The sequence below is a fragment of the Cutibacterium sp. LaCa_89 genome (assembly GCF_058177555.1).
On sequence record NZ_CP190889.1, the window covers coordinates 2364803 to 2388489 of the forward strand.

21 protein-coding genes, 1 tRNA gene, 1 pseudogene and 1 riboswitch are annotated in these 23687 nt (G+C 63.7%); of the genes and pseudogenes, 14 read left to right on the top strand and 9 right to left on the bottom strand.

From position 1 onward, the window contains the following. Positions 1-19: 19 nt before the first annotated feature. Positions 20-841 (top strand): aldo/keto reductase, encoded by an 822-nt coding sequence (locus ACP8LP_RS10870; RefSeq protein ID WP_016666319.1) that lies wholly within the window; start codon positions 20-22, stop codon positions 839-841. Between the two features lie 103 nt (positions 842-944). Here ACP8LP_RS10870 and ACP8LP_RS10875 read toward each other — a convergent pair whose 3' ends face one another. Together ACP8LP_RS10875 and pgi are read right to left on the bottom strand one after the other, a co-directional pair. Continuing rightward, complete coding sequence (locus tag ACP8LP_RS10875; RefSeq protein WP_117189738.1) at positions 945-1574, bottom strand: SanA/YdcF family protein; 630 nt, start codon at positions 1572-1574, stop codon at positions 945-947. A 490-nt stretch (positions 1575-2064) separates the two neighbouring features. After that, positions 2065-3747, bottom strand: a complete 1683-nt coding sequence (pgi, locus tag ACP8LP_RS10880) for a glucose-6-phosphate isomerase (RefSeq protein ID WP_252923531.1) — start codon at positions 3745-3747, stop codon at positions 2065-2067. A 96-nt stretch (positions 3748-3843) separates the two neighbouring features. Between pgi and ACP8LP_RS10885 the strand changes: the two genes are divergently transcribed. Continuing rightward, complete coding sequence (locus tag ACP8LP_RS10885) at positions 3844-4929, top strand: hypothetical protein (protein WP_279186623.1); 1086 nt, start codon at positions 3844-3846, stop codon at positions 4927-4929. A 34-nt stretch (positions 4930-4963) separates the two neighbouring features. Here ACP8LP_RS10885 and ACP8LP_RS10890 read toward each other — a convergent pair whose 3' ends face one another. Next, the gene (locus ACP8LP_RS10890) at positions 4964-5641 is read right to left on the bottom strand and encodes a bifunctional 4-hydroxy-2-oxoglutarate aldolase/2-dehydro-3-deoxy-phosphogluconate aldolase (protein WP_117189741.1); all 678 of its coding nucleotides are present in this window, start codon (positions 5639-5641) and stop codon (positions 4964-4966) included. 177 nt (positions 5642-5818) lie between these two features. On the opposite strand from ACP8LP_RS10890, the gene ACP8LP_RS10895 reads away from it, so the two are divergent. Both ACP8LP_RS10895 and ACP8LP_RS10900 read left to right on the top strand, forming a co-directional pair. Next, positions 5819-6349: a Dps family protein gene (locus ACP8LP_RS10895; protein ID WP_021108007.1), complete on the top strand. Its 531-nt coding sequence runs from the start codon at positions 5819-5821 to the stop codon at positions 6347-6349. A gap of 257 nt (positions 6350-6606) precedes the next feature. After that, the gene (locus tag ACP8LP_RS10900) at positions 6607-9198 is read left to right on the top strand and encodes a DEAD/DEAH box helicase (protein WP_484483165.1); all 2592 of its coding nucleotides are present in this window, start codon (positions 6607-6609) and stop codon (positions 9196-9198) included. On the opposite strand, the gene nrdG is transcribed toward ACP8LP_RS10900, so the two are convergent. Next, a complete protein-coding gene (gene nrdG, locus ACP8LP_RS10905) occupies positions 9182-9694 on the bottom strand; it encodes an anaerobic ribonucleoside-triphosphate reductase activating protein (protein WP_221268418.1) in 513 nt (170 codons plus the stop codon). The two genes, ACP8LP_RS10900 and nrdG, sit on opposite strands and share 17 nt — an antisense overlap. Positions 9695-9707: 13 nt before the next feature. Beyond that, on the bottom strand, positions 9708-12044 hold the full coding sequence (locus tag ACP8LP_RS10910; protein ID WP_484483166.1) for an anaerobic ribonucleoside triphosphate reductase: 2337 nt from the start codon (positions 12042-12044) through the stop codon (positions 9708-9710). A 75-nt stretch (positions 12045-12119) separates the two neighbouring features. Then, a riboswitch (cobalamin riboswitch) is annotated at positions 12120-12312 on the bottom strand. A 194-nt stretch (positions 12313-12506) separates the two neighbouring features. Here ACP8LP_RS10910 and ACP8LP_RS10915 point away from each other — a divergent pair. After that, positions 12507-12968 (top strand): YbhB/YbcL family Raf kinase inhibitor-like protein, encoded by a 462-nt coding sequence (locus ACP8LP_RS10915; protein WP_016666326.1) that lies wholly within the window; start codon positions 12507-12509, stop codon positions 12966-12968. Positions 12969-13232: 264 nt separating this feature from the next. Next, the gene (locus ACP8LP_RS10920; RefSeq protein WP_171048671.1) at positions 13233-14297 is read left to right on the top strand and encodes a cutinase family protein; all 1065 of its coding nucleotides are present in this window, start codon (positions 13233-13235) and stop codon (positions 14295-14297) included. Between the two features lie 4 nt (positions 14298-14301). On the opposite strand, the gene ACP8LP_RS10925 is transcribed toward ACP8LP_RS10920, so the two are convergent. Beyond that, entirely contained in the window at positions 14302-15000 is a 699-nt protein-coding gene (locus ACP8LP_RS10925) for a hypothetical protein (protein WP_016666328.1), read from the bottom strand. Positions 15001-15131: 131 nt separating this feature from the next. Between ACP8LP_RS10925 and ACP8LP_RS10930 the strand changes: the two genes are divergently transcribed. Together ACP8LP_RS10930 and ACP8LP_RS10935 are read left to right on the top strand one after the other, a co-directional pair. Next, positions 15132-15214 (top strand) — tRNA-Leu (locus ACP8LP_RS10930). A gap of 176 nt (positions 15215-15390) precedes the next feature. Next, a complete protein-coding gene (locus tag ACP8LP_RS10935) occupies positions 15391-16617 on the top strand; it encodes a tyrosine-type recombinase/integrase (RefSeq protein WP_484483167.1) in 1227 nt (408 codons plus the stop codon). A gap of 165 nt (positions 16618-16782) precedes the next feature. Here ACP8LP_RS10935 and ACP8LP_RS10940 read toward each other — a convergent pair whose 3' ends face one another. The 3 genes from ACP8LP_RS10940 to ACP8LP_RS10950 form a co-directional block, all read right to left on the bottom strand. Next, complete coding sequence (locus ACP8LP_RS10940; RefSeq protein WP_484483168.1) at positions 16783-16908, bottom strand: hypothetical protein; 126 nt, start codon at positions 16906-16908, stop codon at positions 16783-16785. 22 nt (positions 16909-16930) lie between these two features. Further along, positions 16931-17185, bottom strand: a complete 255-nt coding sequence (locus ACP8LP_RS10945) for a type IV secretory system conjugative DNA transfer family protein (protein ID WP_484483169.1) — start codon at positions 17183-17185, stop codon at positions 16931-16933. Positions 17186-17749: 564 nt separating this feature from the next. After that, positions 17750-18082, bottom strand: coding sequence for a recombinase family protein (locus ACP8LP_RS10950; RefSeq protein WP_252909483.1), 333 nt, complete (start codon positions 18080-18082; stop codon positions 17750-17752). A 143-nt stretch (positions 18083-18225) separates the two neighbouring features. Here ACP8LP_RS10950 and ACP8LP_RS10955 point away from each other — a divergent pair, with 143 nt between their 5' ends. The 6 genes and pseudogenes from ACP8LP_RS10955 (at position 18226) to ACP8LP_RS10980 (ending at position 23687) form a co-directional block, all read left to right on the top strand. After that, positions 18226-18426, top strand: a complete 201-nt coding sequence (locus ACP8LP_RS10955; RefSeq protein ID WP_252909484.1) for a hypothetical protein — start codon at positions 18226-18228, stop codon at positions 18424-18426. 211 nt (positions 18427-18637) lie between these two features. Further along, positions 18638-18793 (top strand): hypothetical protein, encoded by a 156-nt coding sequence (locus tag ACP8LP_RS10960; protein WP_462581637.1) that lies wholly within the window; start codon positions 18638-18640, stop codon positions 18791-18793. Positions 18794-18805: 12 nt separating this feature from the next. Further along, positions 18806-19966: pseudogene (locus ACP8LP_RS10965) on the top strand (ISL3 family transposase); the annotation flags it as partial. A 688-nt stretch (positions 19967-20654) separates the two neighbouring features. Continuing rightward, positions 20655-21464: an SRPBCC family protein gene (locus ACP8LP_RS10970; RefSeq protein ID WP_316087846.1), complete on the top strand. Its 810-nt coding sequence runs from the start codon at positions 20655-20657 to the stop codon at positions 21462-21464. A gap of 31 nt (positions 21465-21495) precedes the next feature. Then, positions 21496-22308, top strand: a complete 813-nt coding sequence (locus ACP8LP_RS10975) for a cyclase family protein (protein WP_334355106.1) — start codon at positions 21496-21498, stop codon at positions 22306-22308. Next, positions 22305-23687, top strand: a complete 1383-nt coding sequence (locus tag ACP8LP_RS10980) for a B12-binding domain-containing radical SAM protein (RefSeq protein ID WP_316087844.1) — start codon at positions 22305-22307, stop codon at positions 23685-23687. The genes ACP8LP_RS10975 and ACP8LP_RS10980 overlap by 4 nt, the downstream gene beginning before the upstream one ends.

Genomic DNA, 23687 nt, shown 5'->3' on the forward strand with positions numbered 1-23687 from the left:
CCAAATCGCAAGGAGGATCATGAGCGTTCCCACCATCACCCTCAACGACGGAATTACCATCCCCCAGCTCGGCTTCGGCACCTGGCAGGTTCCCGCCGACGAGGCTGAAAAGGCTGTCAGCACCGCCCTGGAGGCCGGTTTCCGTCACATCGACACTGCCGCCATCTACGGCAACGAGGAGGGGGTTGGTCGTGCTCTCGCCGCCTCTGGCCTGGATCGCAAGGACCTCTTCGTCACTACCAAGCTGTGGAATGACGCCCACCACGCCGACGACGCCCGCAAGGCCATCGAGACCAGCCTGTCCAAGCTCGGCCTCGATCACGTCGATCTGTACCTCATCCACTGGCCGGCCAACGTCAAGTACGGTGACGCCTACGTGGAGGCCTGGAATGCCCTGCAGGAGTTCAAGTCCGAGGGACTGACCCGTTCCATCGGCGTCTCCAACTTCAACACCGAGCACCTGGACGCCATCGAGGGAGCCACCCCGAGCGTCGACCAGATCGAGATGCACCCGTCCTTCAACCAGGCGAGCTTCCGCAAGGTGCTAGCTGACCGCGGCATCAACCCAGAGGCGTGGAGCCCGCTCGGCCAGTCGAAGGACCTCGACACCCCGGTGCTCGCCGACATCTCCAGGGCGACCGGTAAGTCCCCGGCTCAGGTCGTCATCCGATGGCACCTGCAGATCGGCAACATCGTGTTCCCGAAGTCGGTGACCCCGTCGCGCATCGTCGAGAACTTCGACGTCTTCGACTTCGAGCTGTCTGACGATCAGATCGCCGCGATCGACGGTCTGGATCGTGGCAACCGCATTGGCGGGGACCCGGCTACCGCCGATTTCTGATCCGCCACGACACGGAACATGACGACGCGGGAACGATTCATCCCCGCGTCGTTGTCGTTGGTAGACCTATCAGCGCGGCGGTTCCGCATGTGACGGTTCCGCGTCAGGCTGCCTTGAGGGCTTTCTCCACACCGTCCTCGGGCTTGCCCAGGACCGGGTCGCGGTGGGAGACGACGTCGATGATCATCTTTCCGCGCGCCCCGAACTCGCGGGCCCATCCCTTCCACCACACCTTGTCGTGAATCTGGGAGCGGTCAGGGGTGCCAGTGGCATCCAGACCGGTCATCCGGCACGTCGCGACGGTACGGATCTCGTGGTAGTCCTGCGTCACCATGATGGCCCGGTCGACCCCGAAGATCCGTCGAGCCCGAACACAGGTGTCGTAGGTGTCGAGACCAGCGAAGTCCTCGACGATCCTGGCCGCCGGAACTCCCTTGCTGACGAGGTACGTCTTCATCACCTTGGGCTCGTTGTAGTGAGTCTCTCGATTGTCCCCGGACACCAGAATGACCTTAGCCTTGCCGCTGCGGTAAAGATTCGCGGCGACATCAAGGCGTCCTCGCAAATAGGCCGACGGGGTACCCGAAGGCAGCACCTGAGCACCGAGGACGATGGCGACGTCGCGCGGTTCGGTGTCAGCGACGTCATGAACCTTGCCGTATGACAGTGCCCCAGCCAGCGCCCAAGGCCCCAGCAGTGCAACAAGGGCAGCAATGCATGTCGACACGATCACAGTGCGAATCGGGTGTCGGCGGCACGAACTCACACTCCCACTGTATAACCCGTGTTTCACTCGCGGTGTCCAGCGACTGCAATGGTGCGGGGAAGCACAAAGAAGTCACCACAAGCACCACGTCGCCTATCCAAAACTCTGTCGCTATCCCTACCGCTTATCGCCTTTGCGGAGGATGGCCACTAGAAGGCCAATAATGATCACAAGAATAACGACGGCGACGATCAATATCGAGATAACCCAAGACTCACTCGACATCGATAATACATCCACGCGCTAGACCTTCTCTTCAGCTAGCAACCCAGCAGTAATTTTCATAAACATACGACGATCTAGTTCACCCTATGCTGTATAGCATAGCTGTTGCGTTAAAGTCCTTTACAGAGAGATCCAGAAATCGAACGAAACGTTCACGACCTATACGAAGGTACAGCGTTTCTTAGGGTGGTGTTTGACGGTATCCCTGCCGCCAAACACCACCCCGCAGTGATCACCGCCGATGATCCCGGTACCAGGTCACCAGGGAGGCCGTGGAGGAATCCTGGGACTCCAGGGCCTTCTCGTCACCGGAAACGGCCGGGGCGATCTGGAGGGCGAGCTTCTTGCCGAGCTCGACACCCCACTGGTCGAAGGAATCGATACCCCACACGACACCCTGCACGAAGGTGATGTGCTCGTACAAAGCGATGAGCTCTCCGAGGACCTTCGGGGACAGCTCGGAGGCCATGATCGACGTCGTCGGACGGTCTCCAGGGAAGACCCGCGCTGGCACAATGGCCTCGTCGGTGCCCTCGGCGCGCACCTCATCAGCAGTCTTACCGAACGCCAACGCAGCGGTCTGGGCGAAGAAGTTGCTCAGGAACAGCTCGTGGACATCGGTCTCGCCATCCCTGGCCGGGTGAGCCGGGTTGGCCACCGCGATGAAGTCGGCGGGGATGAGGCGGGTGCCCTGGTGGATGAGCTGATAGAAGGCGTGCTGGCCGTTGGTTCCCGGCTCACCCCAGAAGATCTCGCCAGTATCTGTGGTCACCGCCGAGCCGTCCCAACGCACCGACTTGCCGTTGGACTCCATGGTCAGCTGCTGCAAGTACGCCGGGAAACGGTGCAGGTACTGGGCGTACGGCAGCACGGCGTGCGAGTCGGCCTTCCAGAAGTTGACGTACCAGATGTTCAACATGCCCATGAGCAGCGGGACGTTTCGCTCCGGTGCGGCAGCGGCGAAGTGCTCGTCGACGGCGTGGAAGCCAGCCAGGAACTCCTCGAATCCCTTCGGGCCGATGGCCACGGCCAGCGAGGTGCCGACGGCCGAGTCGACCGAGTAGCGGCCGCCGACCCAGCTCCAGAACCCGAACGCGTTGACGGGGTCGATGCCGAACTCCTCGACCTTGTCCAGAGCGGTCGAGACAGCAACGAAATGCTTGGCGACAGCTACGCGACGGGCCTCCTCGGTGTCCTCGATGGCACCGGCGGCGACCAGACCGTCAAGCAGCCAGGCACGCACGCACCGGGCGTTGGTCAGGGTCTCGAGGGTGGTGAAGGTCTTGGAGGCGATGATGACCAGGGTGGTCTCGGGGTCGAGATCAGCGGTCTTGACGGCGGCATCCGTCGGATCGATGTTGGAGATGAAGCGGCACTCCAGACCCTCCTGGACGTAGGGTTTGAGGGCCTCGTAGGCCATCACGGGGCCGAGATCGGAACCACCGATGCCAACGTTGATGACAGTGCGGATCGGCTTGCCCGTGACTCCCTTCCACTCCCCGGAACGGACCTTGTCGGCGAAGTCGTAGACCTTCTTGAGGACCTCGTGGACGTCGACGACGGCGTCCCCACCGTCAACGGTGAGGGAGTCGGACTCCGGGCGACGCAGGGCGGTGTGGAGGACGGCGCGGTCCTCGGTGACGTTGATGTGCTCTCCGGAGTACATGGCCTCGCGACGCTCGGTGACCTTGGTCTGGTCGGCCAGGTCGAGAAGGGCGTCACGAATCTCGTCCGTGAGGAGATTCTTGGACAGGTCGACGTGCAGGTCGGCGACGTCGAGGGTGTAGCGCTCGGCACGCCTCGGATCAGCGTCGAACAAACGGCGCAGCTTGTGCGGCCCGTCGGCGAAGGTGGACCTCAGATCAGTGAGCTTTCCCCAAGCGGGAGTCCTCGTGGCATCAATGGGAGTCTGCATGTTCCCAGCCTAGGAGATGGGGTGGAACCCGTGTCATCGGCGCCTGTCACCAGGAGGTCTCGCCAATCATGTTCGCGATCGACCGAAGGAGGACGCGTGACCGCGAAGCATTGTCGGGCTCTGGCCCTGACGTCGGTTCTCGTCGCCTCCATGATGTCGATGCTGACCCCATCGGCATGTCCGATACAAACACCCTGGTCGACGTCAACAGCCTACGCCGTTCCTCCGGGAGCCACCCCACCCGGCGACCTGTCGATGAGCGCGACCCTCGACCGCTCAGACACCGTGAAGACCAAGGGAACCCTGCGTACCCAGACCGGACAACTGGTTTCAGGTGCTCTCATCAATCTTGCGGTGGATGGGAAGCTGCTCGCCGTCGCGGTGACGGACAACAACGGCACCTGGTCCAGTACCTTGCGGCTTCCGTCCTCGGTCCAAGGCGGGGACCATGAGCTGTCCGCGACGTTCGATGGTACTGGAGGGGTCGGGGCAGCATCGGCGCGCGGCACCTTTTCGATCACCCCGCAGGCCACCGTCCTGACAGCGGCTGTGAAACCGACGGTGGCGGCTCCCGGAGCGTTGCTCAACGTCAACGGGACGGTGACCCTTTCACATCGTCATCCCGTCACCGACAGCCAGGTGGCGATCTGGCTCGGCAATGACGGCGATGCCGCTCTCACCACTCCCACCGATCCGCACGGCAACTTCCAGGCCACAATCCAGGTGCCGTTGGATGTGTCGAATGGGCCTTTCACGATCACAGTCAAGCTCGTCGATTCCCGTTATGGGACCTCTCAGAAGACCTTGACGGTTCAGGTGAAGGCATCGACGCCCACTCCAACCCCCAGCCCCACTCCAACTCCGACACCGTCATCTGCCTCCCCAACCCCGTCTCCCACACCGGCTCTCACTCCCGACGAGAGCGGGGAGTCGCAGGACGGCCGGATTCCGCAGATGTCCACCAGTCCAGTCCCCGTCGCGCAGCGCAACCTTCTGGATTCCTTCGGCGGGCGCAAGCCACTACTGATCTTCGCAGCGGTTCTCGGCGTCCTGGTACTCGGGGTTCTCGTCGGATCAATCACTCGCCATCACGGCAGACGGGACAAGGGCCGTCCTGAAACCGATGACGATGCCGATTCCCTCTTCGAGAACTGGGATCGGTCAGACCGACGCCGAGGATGAGTGCCGTCTCGGGGTTCTCAAGGCGTCAGACGAATCAGGCGTCCGCGTCGGCGACAACCTGCAGAACCGAACGGCAGCGCTCTCGCAGCGCCGAGACGACTCCGTCCTCGCAGGCATCCCCGACGAGGACGTCGTCCAGGCAAACCGCCAGGGCACCAGCTGCCAGCCAGCGACGCATCGCATAGGACCCGATTCCGCCACGCGGGATGAGGGCAGCCCCGGGTGCCATCCGGGTGAGGATGTCGCCGTAACTGGCAGAACCCATGTCAGCCGGGGCGACCTGGACGGCATCGGCTCCGGCACCCCATGCGGCCCGGACCTCAGTGGGCGTCAGGGCGTCAGGGGCGGCTGGGATGCCAGCTTGACGCAGGGCGTCGAGCAGGTCGGGAGTGGCGGCCACCGGGAGGGCGAAGGCAACCCTGTCATTAACCAGGCCCTGGACGTCGTCGACGGCCATGACGCCATGAACACCAATGACGGCACGACGACGGTAGATCTTGAGCACGGCGCGACGGCGGTCTGCGTCGGCGACGGGGAGGGTGAAGACGCGAACCTTCTCCTGAATCATGGCCTCGATCGGGGCCATAAGATCCGATGCCGGAACGTCGGGCAGAACAGCGATGACCTTGGACGACAGCACCTCGTTCGGGAACACCAGCCGACCATCGCTGGGGGCATCGATGGGACCAGACTCGTCAGTCTCTGCGCTCATGGGTCACATCATGCCGCATGTCGGCGTCGGCCCGGCGCCCACCGCCCGACAGGACACCTGGAGTCCAGGTGTACCGACAGGTTTTCGTCCACTGTGGAATAACTGAAGTTCGGTGACTGTTCCCCACATGTACGCCGGTGGCCGTCACTCGGTCACCATGAACGAAGGAGATTTCGCATGGCTGACACCGTGAACGTTCCAGCCCCTGCCGGGCAGACCACCACCAAGCTCGAGAACGCCGAGGCCGGCTTCAAGGCCTCCAAGACCCTCTCCGCGAACCTCCAGAAGGTTCTCGTCGACTTCATCGCGCTGGAGTTGGTCGGCAAACATGCCCACTGGAACATCGTCGGCCCGAACTTCCGTGACCTCCACCTGAACCTTGACGAAGTCGTCGGGATCGCCCGCGAGGGTGCCGACGAGGTGGCCGAGCGCATGCGTGCGCTCCACGCTTCCCCGGACGGCCGTCCCGCCGTGGTCGCTGCCAGCACCACCCTTCCTGAGTCCCCCCAGGGAGAGGTCCTGACCCATGACGCAATCAAGGTCATCACCGCTTCGATCGAGGCCGTGACCGGCACCATGCGCGAGGTCCACGACCAGATTGACGAGGAGGATCCCACCTCTGCCGACATCCTGCACGGCTTCATCCAACAGCTCGAGCAGCAGGCCTGGTTCATCAGCGCCGAGACCCGCACCCCGTCCGCGCGCTGATTCGTCGGTTCTCTTCCAGACAATCCATCGTTCAACACACCGCGGGCCCCGAAATGATCTCGGGGCCCGCGGTGATGTGTGTCATGTGGGGGTGTGAATCAGCGGTCCTGGCCATCCATGCGGGTGAGACACAGCTGGCGCAGCTGGGACGACAGCAATAGCCAATCAACCACGGGCGAACACGACCAACACCGGTCACGTCCGAGCCCACCACTACATTGGAAACCGTTCTGGCCGCCCCGATACGAGGAGACACCGTGCACCTGGCCGAAGCCCTTGACGACATGGTCGACGGTCGTGCCCCGGTCACCACCGACCGCGGGGAGCGCCAACCGGGCTGGGACTCCCCCGGTGCCCGTCCTCTCGACGCCGACATGGCCTTGGACCACATCGAGCGAGCCGTCGCCCGGGACGGCATCTCCATGTACGAGCACCAGGAGGAGGCGATCCTCGAGATCCTGTCGGGCAACCACGTCATCGTCACTACCCCGACCGGGTCCGGGAAATCCCTCATCGCCACCGCAGCCCACTTCGCCTGCGTGGCTGCGGGAGGACGCTCCTACTACACCGCCCCCATCAAAGCCCTCGTCAGCGAGAAGTTCTTCAGCCTCTGCGAGATCTTCGGAGCCACCAATGTCGGCATGGTCACCGGCGACGCCTCCGTCAACTCCGATGCCCCCATCATCTGCTGCACCGCCGAGATCCTTGCCAACATCGCCCTGCGCGAGGGTCGCCATGCCAACGTCGACCAGGTTGTCATGGACGAGTTCCACTTCATCGGCGACCCCGACCGGGGCTGGGCCTGGCAGGTGCCGCTGTCCGAACTCCCGCAGGCCCAGCAGATCGTCATGAGCGCAACCCTCGGTGACGTCACCGACCTGTCCGAGGGCCTCACCACCATCACCGGACGCCCCACCAGCGTCATCACCGGAGTCGTCCGCCCCGTCCCGCTGCAGTACTCCTGGTCAATGAAACCCGACCACGAGGCCATCGAGGAGCTCGTCGAGGAGCAGAAGGCCCCGGTCTACATCGTCCATCCGTCCCAGAAGCAGGCTCTGGAACGCGCCCAGTCCATGACGTCGATGAAGTTGGTGAGCACCGAGGAGCGTCACGGCATCGCCGCCGAGATCGCCGACTTCCGCTTCTCCAAGGGATTCGGCTCGACGGTGCGCAAGTTCATCACCTCGGGCATCGGGGTCCACCACGCCGGGATGCTTCCGAAGTACCGACGCCTCGTCGAAACCCTCGCCCAACAGGGCAAGCTCAAGGTCATTTGTGGCACCGACACCCTCGGGGTCGGCATCAACGTGCCGATCCGCACCGTCATGTTCACCTCCCTGACGAAGTTCGACGGTCGACGCACCCGAGTCCTGAAGTCCCGTGAGTTCCACCAGATCGCCGGTCGCGCGGGTCGGGCCGGATTCGACACCGTCGGCTACGTCGTCGCCCAAGCACCCGAGCACGTCATCGCCAACGAGAAGGCTCTTGCCAAGGCCGGAGACGACCCCAAGAAGCGTCGCAAGGTGCAGCGTCACAAGCCACCGGAGGGGTTCGTCAACTACTCCGAGGAAACCTTCACCAAACTCATCGAGTCCACCCCGGAGACCCTCCACGCCCGGATGAGGATCACCGAGGCGATGCTGCTCAACCTGCTGCAGCGTGACGAGGACACCGCTCGGGCGGTCCAGCACCTCGTCGACTCCTCCACCCCGGCCGTCGCCGAGCGGCGTCGCCTCTACCGTCGCGCCGTGCAGATCGGGCTGTCCCTGCTGCGCTCCGAGGTCGTCCACCGTCTCGACGAGCCCACCCCCGGTGGCCGCAAATTCGCGATGAACGAGGCCCTGCAGGATGACTTCGCCCTCAACCAGCCGCTGTCGGCTTTCGCCAGCGAGGCCGTCGCGACCCTCGACCCGGAGTCCCCTACTCACGCCCTCGACGTCGTCAGCGTCATCGAGGCCACCCTCGACAATCCGATGAGCGTCCTCATAGCCCAGCAGCATGCCGCGCGTGGCGAGGCCATCGCACGCATGAAGGAGGACGGCTACGACTACGAGGATCGGATGGCCGCCGTCGAGGAGATCGAGTGGCCACGCCCGCTCGAGGAGACCCTCGACGCCTTGTTCGAGATCTTCGCCCCAAGCCACCCGTGGATTCCCTCCGACGCCCTGCAGCCCAAGTCGGTCGTGCGCGACATGTACGAACGCGCCATGACCTTCGGCGAGTTCTGCGCCCATTACAAGGTGCAACGCAGCGAGGGTCTGGTGCTGCGCTATCTGACCGACGCCTACCGTGCGCTGCGTCAGACAGTCCCCGAGTCCGAGCGGACCGAGGAACTTGCCGACGTCATCTCCTGGCTGGGCGAGGTCGTCCGCTCCACCGACTCCTCCCTCATCGACGAGTGGGAGGAACTCACCCATCCCGTCGATGAGGAATCCGAAGAGGTCCGTCCGGTACGGACCTTCACCTCCAACCAGCGGGCCTTCACCGTCATGGTGCGCAATGCCTTGTTCCGCAAGGTGATCCTGGCCGCAGACGACGACTTCGAGGCCCTGGGAGCCCTCGAGCCCGACAGTTCTGCCATGACGACCAATGCCTGGGAGGACACCCTGGGCGACTACTGGGGCGAGCACGACGAGATCAACGACGGCCCGGACGCCCGCGCCCCCGGTCTGTTCATGATCGAGAAGGAGTCGGGACGCCGCGACGCCCGGATCTGGTTGGTTCGTCAGATCATCGACGACCCTGCCGGCAACCACGACTGGTCGATCACCGCGACCGTCGACCTCGACGAGTGTGACGAGGCCGAGGACCTGGTACTTCGGACAAGGGCCTTCAGCCGGCTGGACTGACGGATTCCCACTCCACCACTCGCCCCTCGCGCAGGGTCGCAGGGACGTCGATGATCCGCTGGTTTCCGCTTCCCCGCCATGGCAGGGTGAGGGTGCGTCGTGCCAGCTGGAAAGGTCCGTCGACCAGGACGTCCACCTGGTCCAGCATCTCGGCCAGCTCTGGGTTGTGACGGGCCTGACGCAGCAGGGCATCCATGGTGAATCCGGACCATGCCCAGACGTCCCACCCCATTTCGTGGGCAGCACGGGACAACGTCGCGCAATCTCCAGGTTGACGACTCGCCTCACCGCCCGAGAGCGTCAATCCGGACGCCAACACCGACGACCTCATCTCGGTGATGATCTCCTCGACGTCGATCTCCTGGCCACCGCAGGGATCCCAGGTACCAGGGTTCTGGCATCCGGGACACTTCAGCGGGCATCCCTGCGCGAAGACCGTAAAGCGGATGCCGGGACCATCGACGATCGACTCCGGCTCGATCCCGGCAACCCTCATCCTCGCTCCGGTCTCATCCGTGCTTGACGCGGTCGCGGACCTCGGCCCGCTTGGCGTCGTTGAATCTGTCCAGCCCACCGACGAGGTAGCCGGTGATGCGGCGAATCCGGTCGAAGGACCCGGAATCCTCGTGACGGCCGCACTTGGGACACTCGTCGTCGATGATCCCGGTGTAGCCGCACTGAGGATCCCGGTCGACCGGATGGTTGATGGACCCGTACCCGATGCCGCTGGCAGCCATGTACCGCACGAGGGCCTCGAAGGCGTCGACGTTGCGTGCCGGATCGCCCGACAGTTCGACGTACGAGATGTGACCGCCGTTGGTGAAGGCGTGATAAGGAGCCTCAATGCGGATCTTGTCCGCAGCACCGATGTGGTACCAGACCGGCACGTGGAAGCTGTTGGTGTAGTACTCCCGGTCGGTGACTCCCGGGATCGACCCGTAACGCTGACGGTCCATCCGCACGAATCGTCCCGACAGTCCCTCGGCTGGGGTGGCCAGGGCCGAGAAGTTCAACCCGGTGCGCTCGGCGGCCTCGTCCATCCTCTCTCGCAGGTGACCGACGATCCGCAAGCCGAGCTGCTGGGCCTCCTCCGACTCACCGTGGTGGACACCGACCAAGGCCGTCAAAGTCTCGGCCAGCCCGATGAACCCCACCGACAGGGTCCCGTGCTCGAGCACCTCGGCGACGGCATCGTCAGGCCCCAAGTTCTCCGAGCCGATCCAGACCCCCTGCCCCATGAGGAAGGGGAAGTTTCGCACCAGCTTGTGGGACTGGATCTTGAGCCGGTCGAGCAACTGGTCGATGACGAGGTCGATCATCCGGTCGAAGGAGGTGAAGAAAACATCGACGTCGTGGTTGGCCTCGATCGCCAGCCTCGGCAGGTTGATCGAGGTGAAGGACAGGTTCCCGCGTCCCCAGGTCTGGGCCTGCGAGGGGTCATGGACGTTCGACATCACCCGGGTGCGGCAGCCCATGTAGGCGATCTCGGTCTCGGGATGGCCGGGCACGTAGTACTCGGCGTTGAACGGGGCATCCTGGAAGGAGAAGTTCGGGAAGAGGCGCTTGGCACTCACACGACAGGCCAGCCGGAACAGGTCGTGGTTGGGGTCGTCGTCGTCGAGATTGACACCCTTCTGCACCCGGAAGATCTGGATCGGGAAGATCGCGGTCTCCCCGCCGCCCAGACCGGCTTCGGTGGCCTCCAGCAGGCAATGCATCACCATCCGCGCCTCCGGGCTGGTGTCGGTGCCGTAATTGATCGACGAGAACGGGGTCTGCGCCCCGGCTCGCGAATTCATGGTGTTGAGGTTGGCGATGAGGGCCTCCATCGCCTGGTAGGTCTGACGACGCGTCTCCTCGACAGCCTGGCGACGGACTCTGTCGGCGACCCGGTCGGTGTCGTCAATGAGCCCGGCGAACAGTTCCGCCAGCTGCTCCTTCTCACGGGCCAGCGCGGCGGCATCCGGCTCCAGCACCCACCCGGAGGCCGCCTCGCGCACCTCGTCGAGATGCTCCTCGTCACCACCGAGAACCTCGAAAGTCCTCGTCAGACCGATTTGGGCGGCCTTGACGAAGGTCTTGGCGACCCCCGGCGCCATGTCTCGGTCAAAGTTCGGCACCGCCTGGCCACCGTGTTGGTCATTCTGGTTGGACTGGATCGCGATGCAGGCCAGGGCCGCGTACGACCCGATCGATTGCGGGGTTCGCAGCACGCCGTGGCCGGTGGAGAAGCCGTGCTCGAAGAGATCGGTGAGGTTGATCTGGCAACAGGTGGTCGTCAGGGTGAAGAAGTCGAGGTCGTGGATGTGGATGTCCCCGTCACGATGGGCGGCGGCATGGGTGGGGTCGAGCACCTCGAGCAGGTTGAACTGCTTGGCCGACTCGGTTCCGTAGCGCAGCATCGACCCCATTGCGGAGTTGCCGTCGACGTTGGCGTTCTCCCGCTTAGCGTCAGCCTCCTCGGCGGAGGCGAAGGTGATCTCGCGCAGGGTGCGCATGAGGGCGGACTGCTGGTCGCGGGCGACGGTACGACGCTGACGGTAGAGGATGTAGGCCTTGGCGACGTCGTCATGTCCCTGATCCATGAGGGCCTTCTCGACGAGGTCCTGGATGGCCTCGACGTCAGGGGTGTCCTCACCCATCTCGCTCAGTCGGGAGAGCACCTCGAGGGCGACCTCGGAGGCCAGGAGTTCGGGGGCGTCGATGCCACAGGCGACGAAGGCCTTGCGGACGGCCTCGACGATCTTCGTCGAGTCGAATCCGATGACCCGTCCGTCCCTCTTGCGGATGGATGCTGGTACTGCTCGCTGCTGGCTGATGGACACCGAATGAAGGGTGGTCGACATGCTCTCTCCTCGAAGCAGCGCACGGGTGGAGCAGGTTCGCCCCGGGTCGTCCCGCGCGCCCGTAGTCGTACCGGGTCGCCGACCCGGGCGCTGGCAGGTCTTCGGACTTCAGGGCGTTTCGCCGTCAGACGAGTTCCTACCGAGCGACGCTTCCCAACCGGATGGCCAGTGCGTATGTCGCCGTCGTTCCCTGTCACCGCTGCGGGGCAGTTCCGGTTTCCCACCGGATTCCCTCTTTCCTCCCATCGCCACCAGATGTGGATACAACCCCTACATCTGGTGTCTGGCGATGAGAACCAGCACAAGATGAAGGGTATACGCATCTCATCACATCTGCACACTCACCCCTTCACCTCGTCATCAGGGGTGGGCTTCCCCGCGTTCGGAACCGGTCGTGACACCCCTTCGGATCGCGCATCAGGCTGGCATCATGGACACACGCCAAGGGAAAGGACACAACCCATGGAGATCACCAGCACGTCCATCAAGGAAGGCCAGCCGATCGCCCTGGCCTACGCCCACGCCGATGCGGGCGGCAAGAACGTCAGCCCGCAGTTGAGCTGGACACCCGGCCCGGAGGGCACCAAGTCCTACGCGATCACCATCTACGATCCCGACGCCCCCACTGGTTCCGGCTTCTGGCACTGGATCCTCGCCGACATCGCGGCCGACGTCACCTCCCTCGACGAAGGCGGCCCGCTGCCCTCCGGCGTGCGCGAGTGGACCAACGACTACCAGGAGGACGGCTACTCCGGCGCCTGCCCGCCGCCCGGACCGGCCCACCGCTACATCCACACCGTCCATGCCATGCCGAGCGAGCATCTCGACATTCCTGACGACGCCGCCAACGTCCAGGTCCGCTTCGCCATCCACACCAGCGAGCTGGACTCCGCGTCGATCACCGGAACCTTCCAGCAGTCCTGACGATGACCAGGGCTGCCAACCGACCTCGTGGCAGCAAACACGAACAGGCGCCGTCGACCACGTGTCGGCGGTGCCTGCTTGACTGGCGTCGTGAAGCTTCGGCAGACATTGCTCACTCTCCTCGTCGCCGTCGGTCTGGTATCGATGCCGCTTTCCGCCAGTGCCGAGTCAGCAACCCCCACCCCGACGACCACCAGCACCAGCTACGCCAGCGGATCCGCGGACTCTCCCAAACCTGCCGCACCCATCACCCCCGGAGCAGGAATGGGCTGGGGCTCAGACCCGGTGTCCTCAGAACACGCATCCCAGATGGAGTGTGCCTCCGTGATGTTCGTCGGCGTTCGCGGCTCCGGGGAAACCCCTCCCTATGGCGAGACCATCACGTCGATCCGTGACGCTGTGGCCCAGAAGTGGAAGGGCAAGGGAACTGTCCGTCAGGTCTACCTGGACTACCCTGCGGCTGACCCTCACACCCTGCAACAGGCATCGATGAGCAGTCTCCTCTTCGACGCAACCATGCCGTCGACGGAGTACTTCGACTCTGCGGCTCTGGGAGCCAAGAAACTCACCGCCCTCCTCAACGCCGAGAAGAAGCAGTGCCCCAAGGAGTGGGTCATCCTCGCCGGTTTTTCCCAAGGCTCCCAGGCCATCACCCAGGCCCTCGCCCAGACCGACACCCCTCAGCGCCTGGCAGGTGCCATCCTGGCCGGGAACCCAGACCACTACCCAGGGCAGAACGTCCAGGAACTCAGTGGAGATGCCGACCGGTCAGCCATGGGAATGGCTGCCATCCTCTACTACTTGCGAGAGCGCGCACATGCGACCCCCGGGGCCAACCGTGACGCCCAGATGCGGGCCATCATCAAGGCCACCCTCAGTCTGAGTCAGGAATCCCTTGATCAGAAATCTCTGGACGCTGACATGGTCAAGGCCGGGGCGGCGATCCCTCCCGAGGCCTACCCGGAAACCTATTCAGTGTGCTTGAAGGGTGATCCGGTCTGCGACACCGCGCCAGCCCTGACGCGCATCCTCACCCTGCAGTCAACCTGGCAGGACGAGCTCAACCAAGGCCGTCCCGTCCACATGGGGTACACCCGAAGCGTCCTGGAGGCTTCCCTGAATCGCATTGCCCAGCGCGCGAATGCCGTGGGAGCCGCCGAGGCCAAGGGTGTTCCCATCCCCCATGGACAGACGGTGACGGTCGCGACTCGCGAATGGGGCCCGTTGCAGATCGCAGTTGCGGTCGGTGCCGGAGTGCTCGGTCTGGCACTGGGCTGGTTCCTGGGACGAGCCGGACGACGTCGTCAGCGTCATCACCGCTGGCACTGAGACCTCACAGCTCGAAGAACCACTGCCCAGTAGTCAGCACGCCGATGACGTCGGCCAGCAGAAGGCCTCCAAACGCAGCGAGCATCGCTGAGATACCGCGATGAAGCGCGACGGCGTGGTCCTCACGGATGCTCGTCACCACTCGGGTGACGCGGTCAGGCCCACCGATGAGGTAGGCGATGACGAGGACGATGAGCAGGCTGTGACTGCAGACAACCCAGATGAGGGACTCGGCGACGGCCCAGCTGACATGCGGAAGGTGCGCGGCATGGACGAGCATCGCCCAAAATGCCGGGTCGATGAGCGAGGACAAGCCCACCAGGAGTCCGCTGACGGCCAGAGCCCCGGGCGCCGTCGAACGCGGTGCAGCTGAGGTGTCCTCGTCCAGTTCCTTCGTCGCCGCCCCGGGACGCAGTCGCCATGCCGCCCAACCCAGGAAGGCCACGCCAAGGATCGCCACCAACCACACCCAGACCAGGTGCGGAACATGTAGTCCATGAATTCCCAGCCGGGCGAGCAAGGCTCCCAGACCGAGCACTCCAGCAACCCCGAAGATGGCGGAGGTTCCCACCGAGGTGAGCAACACCATGACGACGCCGCGACGTCTGACGCCCAGACCGAGGGCTGCCAACAGCACGAAGGACCCCAGGGGGTCGAAACCGGCGATGCCCAAGGCGAAGGCCGCGGCGAGGAAGGACAGCACGGGGCAAGGCTACTCGGTACGCAGGCGACGCCCCGGCGGCCCCGTCATGACGCAGCGGGACAGTCTCGATTTCACTTCGATTCCCAATCCGTGCTACCGTCTCCGAGTTGGGTCCGCCAGACGGACCCGATGCGCGAGTGGCGGAATGGCAGACGCGCTGGCTTCAGGTGCCAGTGTCCCTTGGGACGTGGAGGTTCAACTCCTCTCTCGCGCACAGCGATCAAATGGTCGGTGACTAGGTGAAGCTCCTAGTCACCGACCATTTGGCGTCTCAGGGCCAAATCAGCAAAACGGGGTGGAAACGGGCAGATCCACGGTTTCTTATCGCACGTAGATCGCACGACAGCACGAAACCCGGACCGGGGCCCCTCGGACACGTGGGAAGGAACCATGGCCAGAAGATCCGGCAGGCGGAGGAGCTTCGGCTATCTGCGTCGGTTGCCCGGCGGGAACATGCAGGCCAGCTACGTCGGCCCCGACGGTCAGCGGCACACGGCCTCCTCGACGTTTGTCGACGGGGGCTACGCCCAGGGTTGGCTCGCCGACGAACGCCGGCTCATCAGTGACGGCCGGTGGACCCCTCCGGCCGTGCGTCAGGCCGAGCAGATCGCCCAGGCCGCCCGCGAGGACGCCATGGTCACCGTCGAGCAGTGGATCGACGTCGTCATCGAGCGACGGCGCAGCAGACCCCACCGTCCGGTGTCTCCCACCACCGTCGACCTCTACCGCAAGGACGCCAGGCTGAGGATCACTGGCACCGATCTCGGCCGCAGGAAACTCGACCACGTGAGTCGGGCCGACGTCGTGCGGTGGTGGGACCAGCTGCCCAGCACGCCGACAACCAACGCCAGGGCTTACCAGCTGCTGAGCTCGGTGATGAAGGAGGCCCTCGACGACGAGCTCATTGAGGTCTCTCCGTGCCATCTCAAGGGAGCGAGCAAGCCCAGGCCCCGGCACTCAGCCGCCACGATGGAGGCTCTCAGCGCCGACCAGACCCTGGCATACATGCTGGCGGTTCCCCAGCACTACCGGGTGGCGCTCATGGTGGCCGCCTGGTGCGGACTGCGTTCCGGAGAAGTCCGGGGCCTACGCCGTCGCGACGTGGACCTCAGGGCCAAGGTCTTTCACGTCGAGCAGGCCGTCAACAGGGTCAGGGTCGCCGATCACCACTTGGACTGGCAGTACGGCGACGCCAAGACCGATGCCGGCTTCCGGATCGTGGCCATGCCTTCTCAGCTCATCGACCCGATGCGAGTCTGGTTGGCAGCCCTTCCCGTGCGTGGCAGGGACGCCCTGGTGTTCCCCGCCCGCGACGGGTCCCACCCGATGGCCTCGTCGGTGCTGTGGCAGGCCCGCCACAAGGGGTGCCTGGCCATCGGCCGACCGGAACTCACCGTTCATGATCTGCGGCGCACGGCCGCGACCCTGGCCGCTCAGGGCGGGGCCACCACCGCCGAGCTCATGCGGATGCTCGGCCACACCACGGCCGCCATGGCCATGCACTATCAGATGACCTCGGTCCATCGGAACAAGGAACGTGCAGACAGGCTGACCCGCACCCTCCGGCAGGCCGAGATCCGTCAGCAGCAAGGAACAGAACCGACCGCACAGAAGTAGACGGTTCTCCCATCATTGTTGACGGGATCAGGATCGAGGACTCGTCGCCAACAGCATCTCTCTCAAATCCACTGACGCTTCCATGGCCGGGCATCTGGAGAAGATGAGCAGCGTGATCTTGACCGACTGGATGTTGACCAGTGTTCGTAGCTGAGGGCAGTCGGGCTAGGTCTGCCTTTTGGCGGGGTTGCCCTGCTGGACCATCGTCCTGGCGAGGTCCACGACGTACTGCTCGATGAACGGGGAGCTCGGCGGACGGTCAAGGTCGACGTGGTCGGGGTAGACCTCCACGCATCGGGTAAGGGTGTGGTGGTCAGGAGCCATGCGACCGGGTAGCGCATCTGAAACTCCGCGACGAGGTCGCAGAGCACCGCGGCAGCTCGGGCCACCGGCCGATGTTCGCGGCTTCGTCCAGCACGAACAGCACCGGTCGCGGCACTTGGCCACCGCGCAGGCACAGCATCGGCGCGCTCACCCTCGACGCCGCGGCTTGTTGTGGATAGGCCAACCATCGGAGGAACTCTGTCTTCTCCTCAGCGGAGAACCGGCGAGGACTGGCCCGTTGCATTCGTCAGACCCGGCCCGCGTAGCCACGTGGAGGCCGCACGGGATGCATTCGCAACTTCCAACCCAATCTTCGGTTTCGATGCCATGAGTTGGTAGATGAACTCAGCCTCGGTGGCGGCCGCGAGAAGAACAAGAACCCCGAGCCGATCAAGGCCTTCGCACGGACGAGTTGCGCGGCACCACCCGGTCCGACACCGCTACCTCGCCCGTCTCATGGGCGTGCTCGAACGCGCGTTGCGCCTCGACCGGATTCCTGCTGAAGGCTTCTGTCGGACACCGCAGTTGCGCTCGAAGGCTGGCTGTCCCCGGGAGAGCAAGAGACCGCAAGGGCGGTTCGAAGGTCGGGGAAGTCTCGGCGTCTCGGCGTCGTTCACGCATCCATCAACAGCTGCTGTATGCCGTTCTTGTTGCTCCGGATACCAGCGCGCGTGAGCACCGACCGGGAGACCCCGCGCTGCCGAGCCATAGCAGGTACCGGCACCCCTGCCCCCACCAGCTCACGCGCCTTGTCGAGCTTTGCCGGGTCGGTCGGCGTGCGGCCCTTGTACGTCTTACGCTGCCTCGCCTAGCCGATGCCCTCGCGCTGGCGCCGTAGCAGAATGTCGCGCTCGAAACTCGCCACAGCACCCAGGAGCACGAGCCTCAAACCGGCCCACCAGTCGTCGCCACCGGTAAACGTCAACGGCGGGCTCAGGAACCGGATCGTGCAGCCCTTCCCGGTGATCTGCTCCACCAAGGCCAACAGGTCCGGTAACGACCGCGCCAGCTGGTCGAAGCTGGGCACCACCAGTTCGTCACCGGCCCGCACGTAGCGCACTATCTCCGGGAGCTGCGGCCGGTCGGTGTCCTTCCCGCTCGCCACGTCGACGAACGAGCGCGAGACGCCGGCCTCACGCAATGCAGCATCCTGTCACGCGAGGTTCTGGCTGTCCGACGACACCCGCGCATAGCCCACGCACTCCCCCGCCCCGGCACTCCCTCCAACTGCTGCATCAGCACGACACGGACCGCGGTGCGTTCGTTCCCGGGCATCCCTGCATCGTGACCTCCACCGCCGGTGACCTGTACACCTGCCTGTACATCGATCGCGGCGGGCTGCTCACCACCGGCCAACCCGACCACCTGCAGGACTTGGTGGTCCTCCAGCCAGGGCAGTTCCTGCGCCGCGCCATCAACCTCGTGGACTCCAACTGGCAAGGATTCGCCACCTCGCCCGACGCGGGTGGCCTGCCCGATTACTAAGGCGATCGTTAGTAAGTAGACTCCTGGGAATCCATGGGCCGGCATTCCTTGTGGGTTCAGGCGGACACTTTGATGTAGGCCAGGTTCAGGGGCTCTTCCCAGATGAGGGTGTAGCGCATGTCGCGCGGCGGGCCGGCGCGTCGGTGGCCGGATAGAGGTCGAGGTCCCTGAGGATGAGAGCTCTTACACACTCAGCCCGAAAGACCTCGACGTGCATGACGCTACCGTCGGCGGGCGCGCTGATGCGTTGGCCAGCCCCGACCTGACTGTCTTCTGCCGCCTCGACGAACTCGGCCTCGTTGTCACCGGGCAGCGACTCGAGCCGGATCGTGCCGTATTGGCCTGCCAGGTGGTCCAGCCCGACTAGTGGTGCCGGCGCTGCGGCTGCGAAGAAAGACCACGTGACACCGTGGTCCGACGGCTTGCCCACGAACCACTGGGCTGGCAGCCCACGACGCTGGAGGTCGTCGTGCGCCGTTACCGCTGCAGCGGCTGCGGGTATGTGTGGCGCCAGGACACCACCGCCGCGGCCGAGCCGCGGGCCACGTTGTCTCGGCGCGCTCTGCGGTGGGCGCTGGAAAAGATCGTGGTCCAGCACTTGAGCGTGGCTCGGGTCGCCGAGGGGCTCGCGGTGGCCTGGGACACCGCCAACGATGCCGTTCTGGCCGAGGGCAAGCGGGTACTGATCGACCAGGAGCACCGCTTCGAGGGGGTGAAGGTCGTCGGGGTCGATGAGCACGTGTGGCGCCACACCCGTCGCGGCGACAGGTACGTCACCATGATCATCGACCTCACCCCAGCACGAGATGACACCGGCCCCGCCCGGCTGCTGGACATGGTCGAAAAACGCTCCAAGCAGGCGTTCAAGACCTGGCTGGCCGACCGCCCGCAGCAGTGGCGCGACGGCGTGGAAGTGGTCGCGATGGACGGCTTCACCGGGTTCAAGACCGCCGCCGTCGAGGAACTGCCCGACGTGGTGAGCGTGCTAGATCCCTTCCACGTCACGCGCCTGGCTGGCGAGGCGCTCGATGAGTGCCGACGGCGAGTTCAGCAGGCCATCTGTGGGCACCGCGGCCGCAAGGGCGACCCGCTCTATGCCGCCCGCCGGACCCTGTCGACCGGCGCCGACCTGCTCAACGACACGCACAAGGACCGACTGGACACCCTGTTCGCCGACGACGCCCACGTCGAGGTCGAGGTCACGGAGCGTCTACCAGCCCATGATCGCCGCCTACCGCCACGAGAACCGGCGCCACGGCCCGAGCTGATGGCCCGGCTCATCGACTCGATCAGCACCGGCGTCCCCAAGGCCCTGGCCGAGATCACCAAGCTCGGCAGAACCCTGAAGAAGCGCGCCGCCGACGTCCTGGCCTACTTCGACCGGCCCAGCACCTCCAACGGGCCCACCGAGGCGATCAACGGCAGGCTCGAGCACCTGCCCGGCTCGGCACCGGGGTTCGGCAACCTGACCAACTACATCGCCAGATCCCTGCTCGAGACCGGCGGGTTCAGACCCCGACTACACCCTAGATTCGGATGAGCCACTATTTCTCAGGGCGAAAGCGTGAAGGACCTGCGGCAGGACGGTGGAATTCAGATCTTCGCACTGTTCGACAGCCGGTGTAAAGAGAAGTTTCGCGTTATCTACAACGGCGGTCCGCTGCATGGGACGGGCGTTAGACCCCAGGGAGTTATTACGGCTTACGCGGTTTCTGGGAACGTTGCGACGATGTCTACTCCAAGCCTTATGAAAGCTTCATATCGCACTAATTGACCCGTGAACCAGAACATCTAACTTATGGATCTATCGGTAGTTTTAACGGATCTCAACACTTTGCTTGAAGCGCTGACCAGTTTCGATGGGCTTGTGATTGTGCGGACGCTGGAGTGGCCCAACTCCGAGACGCTCAAGATTCAGTATGAGACGCTGCGGAGTAAACGTTTAGAGACACTCTGTCTAAGTCTCCCTGAAGCTCGCGGAAGTGTGGACGCGATGCGCAGCTGATCTGCCGACAATTGCGGCAAGTGTGATCGAATATCGCGACTTGGGTAATTCGGCATTCCACGGTCAACTGCTGTACTTGGTGAAAGGAGGGTGACGCACGTCGAAGTGAACGCACGATTTCGAAAGTGAATTCGTGACTAATTAACAGTGTACTTATCCCCCGGTAACCCGAAACCTGCATACAGTTTCAACTAACAGGTAGAGCGATCGATCGGCGGGCGACATGGCGGCATTCGTTGAAAACTCCATTATCGTTGAGGCATCTCTTCCGTTCGTGTGGAGGGTGGCGAACGACGTCGAACGCTGGCCGCAACTGTTCACCGAGTACGAATCAGTCGAGGTACTTGAGCGGGATGCCGTCGGGGTTACCTTTCGACTGACGACCGTCCCGAACGAGTCTGGCGAGCGCTACTCATGGGTGTCGCGGCGAGAGTCCGACATAGCCTCGAACTCGGTCAGAGCCCGCCGAATCAGCGAGGATGGCCCCTTTGATCAGATGGTGTTGCTGTGGCGCTATGAATCCTTGGATTTTGACCGCACGATCATGACGTGGCGCCAAGACTTTGTTGTGAGTCCCGAGGCTCCGTTCAGCGAACTGGATGCAGTGGCCTTCCTGAATCAGGGGACTCGTGAGCAGATGCGAAGCGTGGCGCAAGGTATCGAACAGCTGCGTCGCGAGCCCATCAACTGGGACCAAGGACACAAGTCGCCTGTCTTTGGCGACTGCCTGACCATGCTCATTACCCCACCCAGCCGGGGCAGTTCCACCTCCGCGAGTGGTCTGCTGAGGCTGGATCCGGGACAGGGCATCCCGCGGCACAAGCACGACTTCTCCGAAGAGCACCTGCTGGTGACGTCGGGAACAGCGACCATCACGTTGGGTGAGGAGAGTTTCGAGGTGGGGGAAGGCGCGGGCGTGCTCGTGCCCAGGGGAGTTGCGCACGCAGTGATGGCGACTGATGAGACGTGCCACTTGGCCTTGTTCATGGCGCCGTTGGCGCCTCGCCCAGATCTCGGTCACGAGGTTCTTTGAGATGGTCAGGCTACTGGGTGTCGAGGTGGCCGTGATTGACCTCAGTCAGTCGGTGCCAGCTGCTGAGAACGACCCGGGGTTCCGCGGACGAGAGAACTGGCTCCCGGAGAAGGGGCCCGAGCAACTAGAGAAGAACTACTTCAACAGTCCGCTGGTTCCGGAAGAGGTGAGGCTCCGGGGACGCGAGTCCCCTTGGAGCATCTCGCGAGATGCCTTTCCCGATGGGCGTTTCCTGACTAATGAGTGGTTCACCATCAGCACCCACTTTGGGACCCACGTGGACGCTCCCTTTCACTACGGCTCGGCGAACGGCACTCAAGTCGCCGACCTTCCGCTGGAAGGCCTGATGGGACCAGCGGTTGTGTTGCGGCCCCGCGCGGACGATGATCGCATCACGGCGGGGGCTATGGCGGCTGCCGTGTGTTCTCATGGCGACGGCCTGCCACGGATCGCGCTCATCGAGACCGATCCGCGACATGCGCCAGATGAAGGCCCCGGGTACTTCACCGAGCATGCTGGCCTCACCCGAGGCGCGCTCCAGGTCCTACTCGACGCAGGTGTCGAAGTCATCGGGACAGATGGTGCCAGCCTCGACCGGCCCAGCGCCGTGATGATTCGTGAGTTTCTTGCCACCGGAGATCGCTCCGTCATGTGGCCCTGCCACTTGGCCGGACGTGAACATCCCTTCCAACAGGTTGAGCGCTTGGCCAATCTCGACCAGCTGCCCTCGGGGCAGCCCTTCACTTTTCTGGCGCTTCCGATCAAGTTGAACGCGTCGGGCGCCGCCTGGTGCAGGGCAGTCGCGCTCGTCTCTCAAGGCGTTTTGGGGACGGCGACACCATGACCACCGGCTTGCTGATCTCCCTGAACCGGGCGCGGCGGCCGAGTCCCGTTGTGCCAGTTGGCGTCGGTTACCTGCAGCAGGCATTGGAAGAAAACGGCCATCCCACTCAGCTGTTGGACTTGTGCTTCGTTGAAGACGGTTTGATCACGGATCGCGTCCTGGAAGCTGCCCGCTCGCGCCAGCCGCAGCTGATTGGAATATCGATACGAAACGTCGACAATGAGACCCTGCTTCGATATAACTCGATGCTTGACCTCGCTCGGCACGTGGCCGACACACTGCGGTGCGAGTGCCCCAACGCGGTAATCGTCCTAGGAGGCGCAGCCTTCTCCCTCCTTCCGCAAGAGTTCATGAACTCTGTAAGCAGCGCCGATCTTGGCATCACAGGCGAAGGAGAGCAGAGCATCGTCGACATAGCCGAGATGCTAGAGGCCGGGAAGACACGAGAACAGGTCATCGCCGGCACGATCGTGAGCCAGGGGCGAAGGCACTTCGAGGGGCGCGCCGCGGCAGCACACGTGCCAACCTGTTTCTCTCCTGACCCGCAGTATTTCGCTCGCCGCGAGATTCACCCAGGCTACGGCGTTCAAACCAAGCGCGGTTGCCCCCTGCACTGTGTGTACTGCGGCGTGCCTGATGTCGAGGGGAATCGCTTTCGGCTGCGGGATCCGCGAGCAGTGGTGGACGAGATCGCACTCATCCACGATCGCCTTGGCGTGGACAGGATCTTCTTTACCGACAGCGTGTTCAACATTCCCCGGACTCACGCGATGAGCATCTGTCGAGAGCTCATCGCTCGGGAAATGGCAATCGACTGGATGGCATATGGGTACCCCGTAGGTCTCGGTGATGTTGAGGCCAACCTGATGCGGAAGTCGGGTTGCAGCATCCTCAACTTCGGATCGGATGCTGGCACTGACGGAATGCTGAGAAATATGGGAAAGATCTTTTCGCCAGATCAGATTGTTAGCAGTTCTCTTGCGGTTCGCAGAGCTGGGATCCATGTCATTCAATCACTGCTTTTGGGCGGGCCTGGAGAAACGGTGAATTCTGTACGTGAGACTCTCGATGTAATGGCGAGAGCTGAGCCAAATGTGTTAACTATCGCGTTTGGGATCCGGCTCTACCCGAAGACACCTCTGTGGCGGAATCTGATTCTTGATTACCCAGAATTGAAGCCGAATGACGATGAGGTTCTGCGTCCGATATTTTCGCTATCGAAGGCCTTGGGCCGTCAAGAGTGCGCTGACATCGCCGATCTAATTGAGAAATTTATAAGACAGTATCCGGAGATTCAAGTAAAGCCGACGTTCGCTCTGGATAGCCTGCGTAATTCGGGTGCGTCAGTGCCTGACAATGCCGTCTTGGTGAGGAATTAA